This is a genomic window from Chamaesiphon sp. VAR_48_metabat_135_sub, from assembly GCF_031418915.1.
Classification (GTDB): domain Bacteria; phylum Cyanobacteriota; class Cyanobacteriia; order Cyanobacteriales; family Chamaesiphonaceae; genus Chamaesiphon.
In genome coordinates this window covers 1-14680 of record NZ_JANOJV010000048.1, presented here as the reverse complement: position 1 = coordinate 14680, position 14680 = coordinate 1, and the positions used below count along the sequence as shown (strand labels likewise).

General features: G+C 44.9%; 14 protein-coding genes and 1 pseudogene. 9 read left to right on the top strand and 6 right to left on the bottom strand.

From position 1 onward, the window contains the following. From RMO55_RS03490 to RMO55_RS03480, 3 genes are all read left to right on the top strand, one after another. Positions 1–172: permease (locus tag RMO55_RS03490; protein ID WP_310423575.1), on the top strand; the 172-nt coding region annotated here is incomplete at its 5' end. Next, positions 162–926, top strand: a complete 765-nt coding sequence (locus RMO55_RS03485) for a TIGR03943 family putative permease subunit (RefSeq protein ID WP_310423572.1) — start codon at positions 162–164, stop codon at positions 924–926. The genes RMO55_RS03490 and RMO55_RS03485, both read left to right, overlap by 11 nt. Positions 927–1071: 145 nt before the next feature. After that, positions 1072–2535, top strand: coding sequence for a hypothetical protein (locus RMO55_RS03480; protein ID WP_310423569.1), 1464 nt, complete (start codon positions 1072–1074; stop codon positions 2533–2535). Positions 2536–2598: 63 nt separating this feature from the next. Here RMO55_RS03480 and RMO55_RS03475 read toward each other — a convergent pair whose 3' ends face one another. Then, positions 2599–3561, bottom strand: a complete 963-nt coding sequence (locus RMO55_RS03475; RefSeq protein ID WP_310423566.1) for a DNA polymerase III subunit delta' — start codon at positions 3559–3561, stop codon at positions 2599–2601. A gap of 297 nt (positions 3562–3858) precedes the next feature. Between RMO55_RS03475 and RMO55_RS03470 the strand changes: the two genes are divergently transcribed. Continuing rightward, the gene (locus RMO55_RS03470; protein ID WP_310423563.1) at positions 3859–4809 is read left to right on the top strand and encodes a PleD family two-component system response regulator; all 951 of its coding nucleotides are present in this window, start codon (positions 3859–3861) and stop codon (positions 4807–4809) included. A 22-nt stretch (positions 4810–4831) separates the two neighbouring features. Here the strand turns inward: RMO55_RS03470 and RMO55_RS03465 are convergent, their stop codons facing one another. Beyond that, positions 4832–4969, bottom strand: a complete 138-nt coding sequence (locus tag RMO55_RS03465; protein WP_310423560.1) for a hypothetical protein — start codon at positions 4967–4969, stop codon at positions 4832–4834. Here RMO55_RS03465 and bioB point away from each other — a divergent pair. From bioB to RMO55_RS03450, 3 genes are all read left to right on the top strand, one after another. Further along, positions 4968–5975: a biotin synthase BioB gene (gene bioB, locus RMO55_RS03460; protein WP_396134157.1), complete on the top strand. Its 1008-nt coding sequence runs from the start codon at positions 4968–4970 to the stop codon at positions 5973–5975. The two genes, RMO55_RS03465 and bioB, sit on opposite strands and share 2 nt — an antisense overlap. Positions 5976–6425: 450 nt before the next feature. After that, on the top strand, positions 6426–6992 hold the full coding sequence (locus RMO55_RS03455) for a sigma-70 family RNA polymerase sigma factor (RefSeq protein WP_310423554.1): 567 nt from the start codon (positions 6426–6428) through the stop codon (positions 6990–6992). A 12-nt stretch (positions 6993–7004) separates the two neighbouring features. Then, positions 7005–7787, top strand: a complete 783-nt coding sequence (locus RMO55_RS03450; RefSeq protein WP_310423550.1) for an anti-sigma factor domain-containing protein — start codon at positions 7005–7007, stop codon at positions 7785–7787. 46 nt (positions 7788–7833) lie between these two features. Here the strand turns inward: RMO55_RS03450 and RMO55_RS03445 are convergent, their stop codons facing one another. The 4 genes from RMO55_RS03445 to RMO55_RS03435 form a co-directional block, all read right to left on the bottom strand. Beyond that, positions 7834–10323: an endonuclease MutS2 gene (locus RMO55_RS03445; protein WP_310423547.1), complete on the bottom strand. Its 2490-nt coding sequence runs from the start codon at positions 10321–10323 to the stop codon at positions 7834–7836. A 136-nt stretch (positions 10324–10459) separates the two neighbouring features. Beyond that, a complete protein-coding gene (locus RMO55_RS22165; protein WP_396134158.1) occupies positions 10460–10543 on the bottom strand; it encodes a pyridoxine 5'-phosphate oxidase C-terminal domain-containing protein in 84 nt (27 codons plus the stop codon). Positions 10544–10939: 396 nt separating this feature from the next. Then, positions 10940–11215 carry a GlsB/YeaQ/YmgE family stress response membrane protein gene (locus RMO55_RS03440; protein ID WP_310423544.1) on the bottom strand — a complete coding sequence of 92 codons (276 nt, stop codon included), beginning with the start codon at positions 11213–11215 and terminating at the stop codon, positions 10940–10942. A gap of 141 nt (positions 11216–11356) precedes the next feature. Further along, positions 11357–12727 carry a hypothetical protein gene (locus RMO55_RS03435; protein ID WP_310423541.1) on the bottom strand — a complete coding sequence of 457 codons (1371 nt, stop codon included), beginning with the start codon at positions 12725–12727 and terminating at the stop codon, positions 11357–11359. Between the two features lie 98 nt (positions 12728–12825). On the opposite strand from RMO55_RS03435, the gene RMO55_RS03430 reads away from it, so the two are divergent. Together RMO55_RS03430 and RMO55_RS03425 are read left to right on the top strand one after the other, a co-directional pair. Continuing rightward, on the top strand, positions 12826–12966 hold the full coding sequence (locus tag RMO55_RS03430; protein ID WP_310423538.1) for a hypothetical protein: 141 nt from the start codon (positions 12826–12828) through the stop codon (positions 12964–12966). An 893-nt stretch (positions 12967–13859) separates the two neighbouring features. Then, positions 13860–14680, top strand: a pseudogene (locus tag RMO55_RS03425) (glutamate synthase subunit alpha); the annotation flags it as partial.

The window sequence follows — 14680 nt, the reverse complement described above, 5'->3', positions numbered from 1 at the left end:
ATTTACCAGCGGTTCTTTACTAGCATTTCTGGTATTTGGGCCGATGTTCGATCTCAAGAGCATTGGATTAATGTTATCAATATTCAAGCCTAAAGCAATCTTCTACATATTTGCGATCGTGACTCAATTAACCTTCCTCTTCACTTTATTTGTAAACTTCAATGTCAGTTAACTCCCCCAATGCTCGCTCCAATCTGCGAAAGTCGTGGTTAGATATTACGGCGATAACTGCATGGGGAATTTTATTACTAAAATACGCGATCGATGGCACACTATACATCCTCATCCACCCTAGTTATTATCTGCTAGTAACTGTTACTGGTGTCTGTTTATTATTAATTGGTATCTTTCAAAGCTGGAGACTATATCGCGGTAATATCGCAAGTTCTCTAGAACTGCATAGTAGCCTGCTGCCTCAAGGCTTAACCACAATGTTACTACTGGGTACGGCGATCGCTGGATTGATTATTACACCCAAACTATTTACCAGTCAAGCCGCCGTTCAACGTGGAATATCTTCCGACGCTGTTACTGTTACTCGCAGCCAACCCCAATCCTTTCGTGCTGCTGTTAAACCAGAATCTAAAACCTTAGTAGATTGGGTAAGAACACTCAATAATTACCCCGAACCAGATGCATATTTAGGTCAAAAAGTGAATATCAATGGGTTTGTATTTTATCCTAAAGATCTCCCAGCTAATTACCTAATGTTATCGAGATTCGTAATTACCTGTTGCGCCGCCGATGCTTATCCTGTCGCCTTACCAGTCAAATTTATAGGTACTCGTCAAAATTATCCCCAAGATAGTTGGTTCCAAGTCAAAGGTAAAGCGATCGTCGAAACATTTTCCGGTAGTCGTCAACTAGTCATCGAAGCCAGTGAAATTAAATCGATTCCAACACCAAAGAATCCTTATCAGGAGTAAGGCTTTAGGTTTTAGGTTTTAGGTTTTAGGCTTTAGGCTTTAGGGAAAGAGGGGTAAAGGGTAAAGGTGAAAAGTATGTTTCTTCCCACACCCCACACACCCCACACACCCCACACACCCCACACACCCCACACACCCCACACTCGTGATCTCCAGCAAACCCTTACTTCCGATCGATCGAATTGCGATGACAGTCATGGCTGGATTGGCGATTGTCATTCTAATTTTATTGTGGAGTGGCGACCGAACATTGCCACAAGTGCGAGATTTTAATTGGCAAGATCGGACTATTGGTGCCGAAGATACTGCTTTTACTCTGACATTTAATCGATCGGTCGATCGAGCCACCGTCGAAAAACAACTCCAGATCCAACCCCCATTACCTGGGAAAATCAGTTGGGCGGGGTCTAGAATGGCTTATACGCTCGCGAATCCAGCTCCTTACGGAAATACTTATAAAGTCAGTTTACAAGGGGCTAGAGAGGCACTGGGAAACAAAAGAGGTAAAGAAATCGTGCCATTTCAGGGAGAGTTTCGGACACCCGATCGAATGTTTGCCTATATTAGCAGCGCAGAAGGCAGTCGAGGTCGAATTGTTGTCTACAATTTCAAAACTCAAAAGCCGATAACTATCACTCCAGAAGGATTAGTTGTTACTGATTTTAAGGTCGATCGGCAGAGTCAAAAAATTATCTTTACCGCAGCCGATGCTAAAACCCTCGAAAATCGTCAACCCGCGATCGCCAGTCAACAAGTTTATAGTGTTAGTACCGGAGTTGCTCCCCGTAATGCCGATGGAGATCGTCAATTTACGCCCCCTGGAAAACTAGAATTAATTCTCGACAATCGGGAATATCAAAATGTCAAATTCGATTTCTCGCCCGACGGTAATAAAATAGTCGTGCAACGAGTCAATCGCACAAAATCCAGTGACTTTGCTCTATGGGTAGTTTCGCTCGACAAATCCGCGCCGCCTACCAAACTGAAACAGAGCGGGGATTTTGTCATCACACCTGATAGTACCGAAGTTGCCGCAGCAGTAGGGCAGGGAGTATCAATTTTTCCACTCACACCCAGTCAGGGTAGCAATCTCGACTTTCTACCCAAGTTTGGTAATGTACTTAGTTTTGCCCCCGATGGCACCGCCGCCGCGATGGTGGAATACAATAGCGACTATACAAAATCATTATTTGTCGTTACCAACCAAGGCATCGAACAGCAGATATTTAAGACTAACGGTTCGATTTTGGATGCCAGATTTTCCCCATCAAAAGATCTAATTTACTGTTTGGCTACCGAACTTAAAACTCAGGGTAATAATAGCTATGAAGAACCCTATTTGACGGCGATCGATCTCAAAACTCAAAAGATAGTGATGATGATGATGTTGCCCATTCAGCAAGGGATTCAGATGAGTTTATCACCAGATGGATTAGCCGTAATGTTCGACCAAGCAGATAAAGGAGAAAGTACAAATGAAATCCTCCAAGGTAGCAGTAATGGTATCCTCTGGTTATTACCCATTCCTCCCAATATCCGCGAATTAACTACTCCTGTAAAAGCCGATCGATTACCCCTTTCTGGTTGGCATCCTCGGTGGCTACCATAGGTGTGGAGGTGTTGGGGTGTTTTTTCCGCCGTTACTCCCCTACTCCCTTACTCTCCCACACCCTTACCCCCTAACTCCCCTACTTCCTAATTTCAGGAAAGTACATTCCCAGACTAGACGGGGTTGAACGTAGGCGAGTAATTGAGATCGAGTTTGTTCTAGTAGCTCGATTGTTTGTGGAACGCGATATTTTTGCCAATAGATATATTGCAGATAATCTACCAGCCATAATTGTGCTGATGAGTCCAAGTCTCGATCGATCTCAATCGCTAATTCTAGCCCTTGACGGCGGGTAAGTGGTAATTTCGTCAATCGATCGATTAAATCGATTGGCAGGGTTTGGAGCTGCTCCCAGAGGGCAATCGCGGCACCTGGACTACCTTGAGCTAGTCCCAATATTTCCGGTCGATCCAGAATTTCAGTTCTTCCTAGTTTAGTTAAAATTTCTACCATTAAGGCTCGATCGAGTCTTTGAAACTGAATCCGCTGACAGCGGGACACAATCGTCGGTAGCAGCGATTCTACACTGGAGGCGATCGCGATAATTGTCGCCTTTCCTGGCTCTTCTAGGGTCTTTAATAGGGCATTTGCCGCGCCTTCTGGCATCGTCTCAGCATGTTCGATCGCAATTACAGATCTCAATCCCAATAGTGGGGGGCGCGCCAAAAATTGACCGATTTCGCGAATCTGTTCGATCCGAATTTGGGGCGGTGCTTTCTTTTTGATTCCTGCGGCGGTAGCTTCGGCAGCAGAGAGGAGTTTATCTTGATGCTTATATGTAGGTGCTACCCACAACACGTCGGGATGATTGCCCTGACGGAGTTTTTGGGTGATTAATGCCTGATTATGCTCTGGGATTCGATCGCAGCATATCGACTCAATAAAACACCGTGCTGCCAAACTTTTGCCAATTCCATCCGCACCATAAAATAGATATGCAGGTGCTAGCCGCTGTTTGACGATCGATTGAGTCAAAAGTTCTACGGCTTGTGTTTGTCCGAGTAAAGCAGAGCTAAATTGAGTCATCCTCAGATCTTCTACCAGTATAGAGATATTAGCAAGAGCGGAGATCTGAATACTCTCAGATCTGGATATTGTCCCGCTGGTGCTAGAGGTAGGGCATGAAGATACACATCTCGCAACAATCCTAAAAAAATAACTGCCGATATGCCACTGTTTCCAGGCTCAATGGGTACACTATGTTGGGAGTCAGTAGGAATGAGCATGTTTGGCTGGACTATCGCCAAGATTTTCCCAGTGCCGAATCCGAGCAAAGACACAACACCTGCACGAGTACGTGGATGATTATTTAAGTGAATTACTATGAACACGACTGAATCCAGCTTTCAACGAATCTTATTAGTTGATGATGACCTCGTAGTTCGGGCTAAAGTTAGTGAGTCACTAGAACAAGATGGTTTTAAAGTTATCTTAGCGAAAAATGGCAATGATGGGATTACAGCTTATCAGGAACATCATCCCGATCTAATTCTTGTCGATGCAGTGATGCCGATTTTAGATGGATTTGAATTTTGCGAACAACTCAAGAATTTGGGCGAACGGTTGACACCAATTTTAATGATTACATCGCTAGATGATAATGATTCGGTCGATCGAGCATTCGCCTCTGGCGCGACTGACTATATTACGAAGCCAATTAATTTAAGTATTCTGCGTCAGCGCGTGAGAAATCTAATTCGCCAATCGCAGCTTATTAAAAGTCAATTAAATCGACTGCAACAGGCTAATCAAAGTCTCCAGTTATTAGCAAATTTAGATAGTTTAACTAAGTTGTCTAATCGGCGCGGATTCGATGATTATATTCAGAAGGAGTGGACGCGGATGTCCAAGATCAAAGCTCCACTGTCTTTAATTATGTGCGATGTGGATTTTTTTAAAAATTATAACGATCGATACTTACATCCTAATGGAGATAAATGTTTAATTAAAGTGGCAATGTCCATGCAGAACACCGTAAGAAGGACTGGTGATTTGGTCGCACGTTATGGTGGTGAAGAATTTGCCATTATCCTGCCAAATACCGATGCCCTAGGTGCAGTTTCTGTCGCTGAAAATGTTCGATCGGCAATTAAGAGTCTCCAGATCGTTCACGAAGCTTCAGCCGTTTGTCCCTATGTCACAGTCAGTGTGGGCGTGTCTACGATTATTCCTAACCACGAAAATGATTTCCAAGCTTTAATTCATGCTGCCGATCGAGCTTTATATCAAGCTAAATCTCAGGGACGCGATCGGGTGAGTATGATTGTAGCGTGAGTTAGGTTTTAGGTTTTAGGTTTTAGGTTTTGAGGGTTGAGCGTAGGTGAAATCTGACACTTCTAACTTGAGAATCTAGAACTTTGGCAAAATTAGCTGGTGAATTCTGCGCCCCTGCTGCGATAATTAATGGTTGGCCACCATAGACTGTAAGCTTCATGTTATTGATGACACCCACCTGGAATAGCCTTGCCGATCGATCGTTAGCGGGGGAATTATTGACTAGGGATGAGAGCCTAGCCGTACTTGAGGCGAAGGATGAGGTGTTGTTAGAACAAGTTGCCGCAGCTTATCGGGTGCGTCGTCACTACTGGAGCAATCGCGTCAGGCTGCATTATCTATTAAATGCCCAGAGTGGGATGTGTCCAGAGGATTGTCATTATTGTTCGCAGTCGAAGATTTCCACGGCGGAGATCGAGAAATATCCGCTGATGGCGCAGTCGAAGATTCTCGATGCGGCTAAACGCGCCGCAGAATTGAAGGCGGGGACTTTTTGTATGGTGATTTCGGGTCGATCGCCAAACGAAGCGACTTTTGGTAAAGTATTAGAAGCTGTGCGAGAAGTTAAGGCGAATTACGATCTGAAGGTCTGCGCTTGTCTGGGCTTATTGAGCCAAGAGCAAACTCACCGTCTAGCCGAGGCTGGGGTCGATCGAGTCAATCATAATCTAAATACGTCCAAATCTAATCACGAACATATTGCCACAACTCACACCTATACCGATCGAGTCGAGACAGTCAAAAATGTCCATGCTGCGGGGATTACGACCTGTTCTGGCGGCATTTTGGGCATGGGTGAGTCAAATGATGATGTCATCGATTTAGCCCTCTCCCTGCGCGAATTAGGCGTGACTAGCGTACCACTAAATTTTCTGATTCCGATTCCTGGTACAAAGTTTGCAGATATTAAACAATTGACACCCCAGCAGTGTTTGCGGATTCTGTGTCTATTCCGGTTCTTATTACCATCCCAGGAAATTCGGATTGCTGGGGGACGAGAAGTGCATTTGCGATCGCTCCAACCCTTAGGATTATATGTAGCAAATTCGATCTTCGTCGGCGATTATCTAACTACGCCAGGACAGTCTGCTACTCAAGATTGGGATACAATTTCGGATCTGGGATTTGTCTTAGAAGCTAGTGATGGTTCGCCGATCGATCGTTAAATAGTAACCTCACACTCCACATCACCTTGACGACAAACTCTAGTTGCTACTCGATCGATCAGCACGACATTTTGCTAGTTTTGTAATAGTCGTAGATCGATCGCTGTAAACATCTGTCAACTTTTAGATTTTGTTAAATCCAATTTCATCCCAACTCCGTACTAAGAATAGCAGTAGAGAAAGGACGATCGAAATTATGCCGATCGATCGAATGTAATGCAAAAGTTAGTTATACTAAACACGGATGAGAGCTAGACTTTTAGTTGAACGTTTCAAACCCTGATATAACAACAACCGGAACGTTCAGCAAAAGTCCACATCTTAGTCGTCTTCAGTATAGAAGAGGACAAATCTTTCCAGCAATCGTAAAGAAACTTATGCTAGAGACCGATTGGTTTTTATTAAAAAGCTATAATCTAGCTGACCTATTATTTAGCCAGGACTGGTCAGATGAGTCAAATTCATCCAGATCCTACCGATGCTGACTTAATTGCTAATTTACGTCAAGGTAGCCAACATGCGCTGAGTGTTCTTTACGATCGCTATGGTAGTTTGGTCTATAGTTTAGCTTTGAAGTTACTCGATCGTCGTGACGAAGCAGAAGATCTCACGCAAGATGTATTTTTGAGCTTTTGGAAACAGGAAAAATTCGATCCAAATCGTGCTAGGTTAAGTAGCTATCTATGCTTACTTACTCGATCGAGAGCGATCGATAAGTTGCGCAGTCGGCAGAGCGAAAAAACATCCCTCCAAAGATGGCAACAAAACATTATTCCTGAAACTAATTTACCAACTTTATTAGATTCAGTGAGCCTAGCAGAGGAACAAATTATTGTACGTAAATCTTTAGCATCATTGAGCGATCGACAGAGACAAATTATCGAGTTAAGTTATTATCAAGATCTCAGCCAATCAGCGATCGCCACACAACTCAATTTACCACTGGGTACTGTCAAAACTCATATGCGTCAAGGATTAATTAAATTACGTCAACTGTTGCAATCGCAGATTGGTTAAAGGAAAAAACCTATGGTTAGATCCATTTCAGAAGAGGAACAAATGTTAGCCGCTGGCTACGTATTAGGAGATTTAGACGAGTTAGAAACTACAGAATTTGAACTCGCGCTCGCTACCGATCCCAATCTGCGAGCCGAAGTATCGGCACTCCAAATTGCGTTCGATAAAGTACCTCATGGATTGCCCCAAATCGCTCCGCCCCCAGCATTAAAAGCCAAAATCATCGAGTCTTTTGCTGTTGCGAAAACAGTCTCAAATCCGACAGTCGATCTGCCCCAACTGATTGTCGTCGAACCAACTCTATTAACTAACAAAACATTTACTTGGGGTAGAATATTAGCCGGAATTGGCTTATTAATTGGTGGATTATTAGCATTTGATAATTTCAATCTGCGGCAACAATTGCAATTTGCTCAACAGGTTAACCAACAGGAATTAGCAAGTATTTTAACTCAACCCAAAAGTCGATTGCTGTCCTTAATTACTCAAGAAGATCGAGTGGTTGGCAAAGTTTTGTTTACGCCTGGAAACTGGCAACAGGTTATTGTCTCAGCTCAAAACTTACCGCCATTACCTGTCGATCGAGTTTATCGGATGTGGTTAGAATTAGCTAATGGGCAAGTTATTCCCTGTGGTGAATTCAACACAAACAATCGCGGTAGTATATTTATCAAGTTAAATGCCAAACAAAATCCACCTGCAGGTGTCAAAGCTAAGGGTGTATTTGTGACGATCGATCTACAGGGCGAGCCACTCGAACCCACGGGGAAAAGAATAATTCAAGGCACAATTTAGTTGAAAGTTGAAGTTGACAAAATAGTTTTTCTGTGCACTTGCGCCACTACTTGAGATAGGCGATCGTTACACCGCCACCGCCATCTTTTTCGCCAGCTAATTCAAATCGATCGACTTGGGGATGATAGGTCAAAAATTCATGGACTCCTTCGCGGAGTTTTCCGGTGCCCTTACCATGAATCACCCACATAATCCCCGATTGATAGGCTTGACTGATCGCCCGTTCGATTTCCGGCTCGGCATTTTCCACCCTTTTGCCGCGAATATCGACGGTATTTGTTGATGTCCGAATTGCCACAACAGGGACGACAGGATGAGATTTACCCGCAACTTTCGCCCCTGACTTTTTCGGTAGGGGTGCAGCTTTTTCACCTGTCAAAGACTCAATATCAGCAAGGGCGACATTCATTTTCATGATGCCAAACTTGACATTGAGATTGCCATTATCATCCACTGGACTGAGGACTTCAGCTTTTTGGCCGATTTTTGGAATGCGGATGCGATCGCCGATCTGCGGATTGAAGCCTGGTGGGGGCTTGGGGGTGGACTTGGTAGGTAAATGACGATCGGTCAACCCATCTAATCCAGAGGTAGCTTTTTGGGCAGCCTGGGCAGTCTGAGGGCCTTGTTGGAGTTGGCGAATCACCTGGGCGATTTCCCCTTTAGCTTCAGCGATGGCGGCTTGAATGGCGCGTTCCTGATTTAACTTGAGTTCCTGTTCCCGCGCTTGCAACTGTGCGGCTTTTTGGGACACTTCTAGATAAAATGCTTCTGCCTGTTTTAAGATGGTGGCGGCTTCATTTGCTTTGGTTTCCTGGCTGCGCCGCTGTGCTTCCAATCCCGCGATTACTTCATTGACTTCCTGCGTCGCGCCCAAAACCACCTGGGATCTGGCATTCTCAATTACCTCTAAATTTAAACCCAATCTTTGGGCGATCGACAGTGCATTCGATCTACCGGGAATGCCCCATAATAATCGATAAGTCGGCGCGAGATTGACATCATCAAATTCCACCGAAGCATTCTCAAATCTACTGTCTTGATATTTGAGAGCTTTTAATTCGCCATAGTGAGTAGACGCAATTGTCAGCATCGCTCGATCTGCTAAATACTGCAACAACGCGATCGCCAGTGCGCTACCTTCAGCAGGATCGGTTCCGGCTCCAACTTCGTCGAGGAGGATGAGGGAAGAGGGGTTTGGGGGTGTGTTTATGACACGCTCATTCTCAATACTCTCATACTCCGCTACTCCGCTATTCCCATACTCCCGCACTCCCCCACTCCCATACTCCCCTTCTCCAATTGCGTCCAAAATCCGCCCAATCCGGCGAATATGTCCTGAAAAAGTCGATAGACTCTGCTGGAGAGATTGTTCGTCGCCGATGTCGGCGAGAATGAGGTCGAACCAGGGAATCTCGACTGGTTCGCGGGCGGGGATAAATAGCCCCACCTTGGCCATCAAAGCGACGATCGCGAGAGTTTTGAGGGTGACAGTTTTACCGCCAGTGTTGGGGCCTGTAATGGTGACTACGCGGATGTCTGGACGAATCGAGAGATCGATCGGTACCACAGGGGCACCTTCTTCATGACGGTGTTTCCAGATCAGTAAGGGATGACGGAGTTGGCGGAGGGTAATATATTCATGCGCAGCTCGCTCGATTAATCTGGGGGGATTTGCTTCTAACCACAGGCTATATCTTGCTCTGGCGGTGGCGAGATCGATCTTCGTCGCAACTACCAGCAGATGTTCGAGATCGTCTACCACCTCAGTCACTTTGGTGGTGAGAGCCATTAATACGATTTCGATTTCCCGTTGTTCCTGGCGTTGGAGTTGGCGCAGTTGGTTGCCCAAATTGATAATCTGATGGGGTTCCACATATAAAGTCGAGCCACTCCCAGATGTATCGTGAACTACACCAGGCACTGCATCCTTGTGGGAAGCTTTAACAGGAATGACAAATCGATCGCCTCGTTGAGTAATTAACGGCTGTTGAATGGCATTGGATTGACGTTGAATTAGACCGTTGAGGAGTTGGTAAATTCGTTCTCGTAGTCCCTTGAGCTTAACTCGCACCTCGGCTAATTTGTCACTCGATCGATCTGTGACATCGCCGCGATCGTCGATACAATGATAAATATCCTGCTCTAATTCTGGATACGTCCGCACATCGGCGATTAATGCCTGTAAAACTGGAATATTCTCTTCACTATCCAATGTCCGGCGTAGTTTTCGCATTCCAGCTAGAGTAGTCGCAATTTCATGCAGCTCTCGCCCTGACAACATCCCTTGCACAGCAGCGCGTTCGAGTGCATCCCCAAAATCTTCAATCCCATCGAATGACAACCCGCCAGTCAAGCGAGTTTCTAGGTCATATACTTCTTTTGTTTGCGCGAGTAGCTGCAAACTGACACTAGACTGTTGAGGAATTACCAAATTTCTCGCCGCAATCGTCCCCAACTTCGTCGCTGCAAATGTTGCCACCTGTTGACACAACCGCGACCACTCTAATAACTCTAACGTCTCTGCCTGGATCACTACTCTACACTCGATGTTGCACTTCTAATCATTATAGATGCTTGAGATTGGAGATTTGCAAGATCCATATACCCCCGAAACCTTTGTAGGGGCAATTCATGAAGCGAGAAAAGGATTGGAGATTTTACCCTTTAAATTAGGGAGCAAGCTTATCTGTCTGCCACTTGCCAGCGACTAATTGATAGCGTAATCGATCGTGTAACCGAGTGGGACGGCTAATCGATCGCTAGTAAGACGAGTGGTAATAATACCGCCGATTGCATCCGAACCCCAAAATGATGACAAGAATTTCGAGCGACTGGAGATAGTGAATATTGTTTAGAGAGGAGTACCGTCTAACTAATTTAGACAGTACGACAATTATTAACTTCGATAAATAATTACTAATTATTGCTAATCTTTTGTAAAACTGGCCCGATCGAGCGAGCAGGATCGATCGCCAGCCAGCTCCAATTGACGATTGGGGTCTATTAGAGACAAACCCTATCTATAATTAATGCCAACGAGAGACTCTAACACGGTCGAGTCGTGGCAATTATTGATAGGGTTTGCCAAATTCCAGGAGTGAAATTAGCTATTGCAACTAAGCAAAAATAATTAAGTGTGGTGCTATTACCTATGCATTTTTAGTTACTAACCCCCATAGGAAAATCGCTACCATTGACCCTAACACTGCGAATATTAATGAGGGAATTAAGGCTGCACCAGTAATAGCCCCGATCGCAAACGTTTTTGTCGTTATTAGGGTATACAAAGTCCCGCCAACGAATGCACCAACAATCCCTAGTACCATCGTCGCAATCATGCCACCGCCTTGAGCACCGGGGTAGATCATTTTAGCGATCGCACCAGCGACTAAACCGAGTACTGCCCAACCAAGAATACCGCCCATAGTCTTAATTCTCCACTTCTAATGTTTAGGTTGATGCCTTTAATTTTACCGATTTCAACTAAAGATTAGAACTAGCTGAAAGATCGGGTTTCCCTATTTTAGCCGATCGGCTTAGTCGGAATCTCTGGGGTTAATTAATTCTTAACTTTTAGCTCCAAAGCCGCTCTTTTTTGGTTGAGACTTAGGTTTAGCTTTTTCTTTGCTCACTTCTAGGACTGCGGCTTGAAACAATTCGTGTAAATGTAGTGGAACGCTAGCTAAATCGGGGAGATCTGGCTCTAAAAATTTATTAAATTTAGTTAAGATTGGATCGAGATTAAAGCGGGGGGAGGGGGGTGGAGGAAAGGGGGAGTTAGAATCGAGTAGTTCGAGGGTTTGGTGAAGTGCGATTTCTAGTTGCTGGGGAAATTGTGTCGCTAATCGCCGCCAGACAAAGGTATTCATTTGTGGATCTGCTAAACATTTATGGATAAATTTAAGATCGGTGGGAAGCAACTGGTTATCTACAGGTGCTAATAGGGTTTTCAGGCGGGGATAATCGGCTAAAAACATCTGTCCCCAATGAGGGTGACTCAAGGCGGTAACAGCGGCTGCGGATTTGAGCTGTGAGGGTAGTTCGACCTTCGGTGATATCATCTTCCCGATGGCGGTTGCTTGCCCCTGGGCGGTACTAGAATCCGATAATCCGAGGGTTGTGGTCAGAGCATGTAAATCATCAGCTTCAACCCCTGCGGCGAGGGCTAGCTCGTCGATCGATTTGGACTGATCGATTCCGGCTGCATCTAGTTGTCTCGCTACCATCCAAGTCTGAAATTCACCAATCCGAGTCTCTAATTCTTTCCCAGTTAGGGTAAGTTCGTCAGTACCGAAAAATTCGACAAATCGATCGTGATAAACTACGACCGATTCCCATGATGCTGCTAATAGTTCGGGTGCGTCACTGTAGAGAGAGTGCGGATAATTTTGGCGAAATGCACCAACAGCGACGGCTAATTTTGGTCTACCCAATCGTCCCAAGGCTACCCAGGGAGTCAAAATCGCCCAATCGATATCGATAATCGGACTAATTTGGGCGATAATTACGTCCCCAACTTTGAGTCTACTCATTGCTGTTTGGGAGGATGCATCGGTAAACTGGATGCGATAATGTTTGGCAGTCAGCCAATTCATCACTTCTAAACCATTGGGAAATATTTGGACGATCGACAGTAATCCGACAAAACTCTTGCACCAACTACCAATAAGCTGAAGATCTGCGGTGGTTAAATCTGGCTGAATGGCAAGAAATAATTCTAACGGTGTTTTACTATCAATTTCACCCTCGATCGCAAATCGATGCACTAGCAATTTTCTTTGTCCCGAATCCATCTGCGGATTGCGAATTAATTGTCGAGCGATATAACTTTCTAAAGCTACCGCCACACTCCCTTCTGCTATTTGAATAAACTCAATAATTTCTGTCCACAGTACACCAGCGCGAGCAAAAATAGGATCGAACATAGTTTCAGTCATCAATTAAGAGTCTGTGGTGTGGTGGCGGGTGTTCTCGATCGAGATCGTACACCCTCATAGGGGTATTATAATCGATCTAATTAATTAGAAAACTAGATATGAATCTCATCGTCACCAATATCGATGACGAAATATTTACGATCGATTCCATTTTCTCACCCACCGGATGTCAATCTCTAATTGAATTTGCTGAAGCGATCGCAACTTCTCCACTTCCTGGTAAAGTATATAATTGGTAGCGATCGAACTTAATTAGATCGTATTCTTCTCGCCCCGAAATCATTAAATCTACGTTATTGTCTCGCACTTTGTTTATATTTAGCACCCAAAATTAATCGCTCTACCGTGGTGCGCTGGCGATATAAATGAAAGCGTACTAAGTCAGCATTGGTGTTAGTATCGATTCGCCCAAAGCGATGCTATGCGAACGATTGTGAACAATATCCTAATGAATGAAGATTTAATAATATGCAGATCTACCATCACTCCAACCTTTCGTAGGGGCAATTTATGAAGCGGCGGTTTTATATCTCCTGTTGGAGAGGCTTCGCCAACGGAGGTTCCCGCTGGATAAAAAACCAACAAGACAGCGATTCGCGCTCGTCGGCTCTGCCGAAGGTTTGCGGATGCGCGTTCGTCGGGTTTCCCGACGGATTAGCGCACCAAGCAGCGAACCAAGACAGCGGCTCGCTCTCTTGTCGCAATTGCACGGGCGGGAGCGTCTCTTTTCCACCTTTGTTTCTAGGGCGATGGCAGCGAGACAAGACGTTGCCCCTCCGAAAGGAGAAATTGCAAGTTATTTAGTGCTCATTCCTAAGGGTGCAGACTCGATGGAAATCTGAGTTTGCAATTGACATTCGATCGAGAACTCTAAGATAAGATCTAACTTTATTCTAACAATCGATGATTAGATCTGCTTCTAGCACCATATCTAACATCGAAATGTAGCCAATCGTACCAAATTAACCGAAAAATTCTGATATAAGCATAGATCCATATTGTTGTCAATTTCAGTTGCTAACAAATTTACAATAGCCCTAGCAAACCCCCAAGAAATAGCGATAAAATCTAACTAGATCGACTCCCGCTCTCTGCATCCATAATTATGAATCACTCAGACGATCGCACGCACATGAACAACTCCCCTCTCTCAGCAATTGATAACCAATCCCCATATTTCGGCCCGCGTTGGTTGGTGGAGGAGCGGGATGCTTGTGGGGTGGGGTTTATTGCTTGTCCGGCGGGTGATACTAGTCATAAGTTGATTCAGCAGACTTTGACTGCTCTAACTTGTATGGAGCATCGCGGTGGTTGTAGTGCGGATCGAGATTCGGGCGATGGTGCGGGGATTTTAACGCAGATTCCGTGGACTTTATTTGATTCTCTGACTCAGGGTTTGGATAAGTCTAGATTGGCTGTTGGGATGGTGTTTTTACCCCAGGATGCAGCTAAACGCGCTTTAGCGAAAGGGATTGTGGCGGATGTTGTTAGCAAAGAACAGTGTCAATTAATTGGTTGGCGTGAGGTACCTGTTCAACCGGAAACATTGGGTATTCAAGCTCGATCGAATCAACCTTATATCGAGCAGGTAGTAATTGCCGGAACTGAGACTGGGGATGAGTTAGAGCGTCAGTTGTACATGGTACGCCGCAAGATCGTCAAGGCGTTGCAAGCTGAGGGTACGGTGAAGCCTGGGGATGATTTTTATATTTGCTCCCTTTCTAGTCGGACGATCGTTTACAAAGGGATGGTAAGATCGGCTGTATTGGGTGAATTCTATGCCGATTTGACCGACCCCAACTTTACGGCGGCGTTTGCAGTCTATCATCGCAGATTTAGCACCAATACTTTACCGAAATGGCCATTAGCACAACCGATGCGGGTGCTGGGACACAATGGGGAGATTAATACGCTGTTGGGTAATATCAATGGGATGACGGCGCGGGAAAGCGA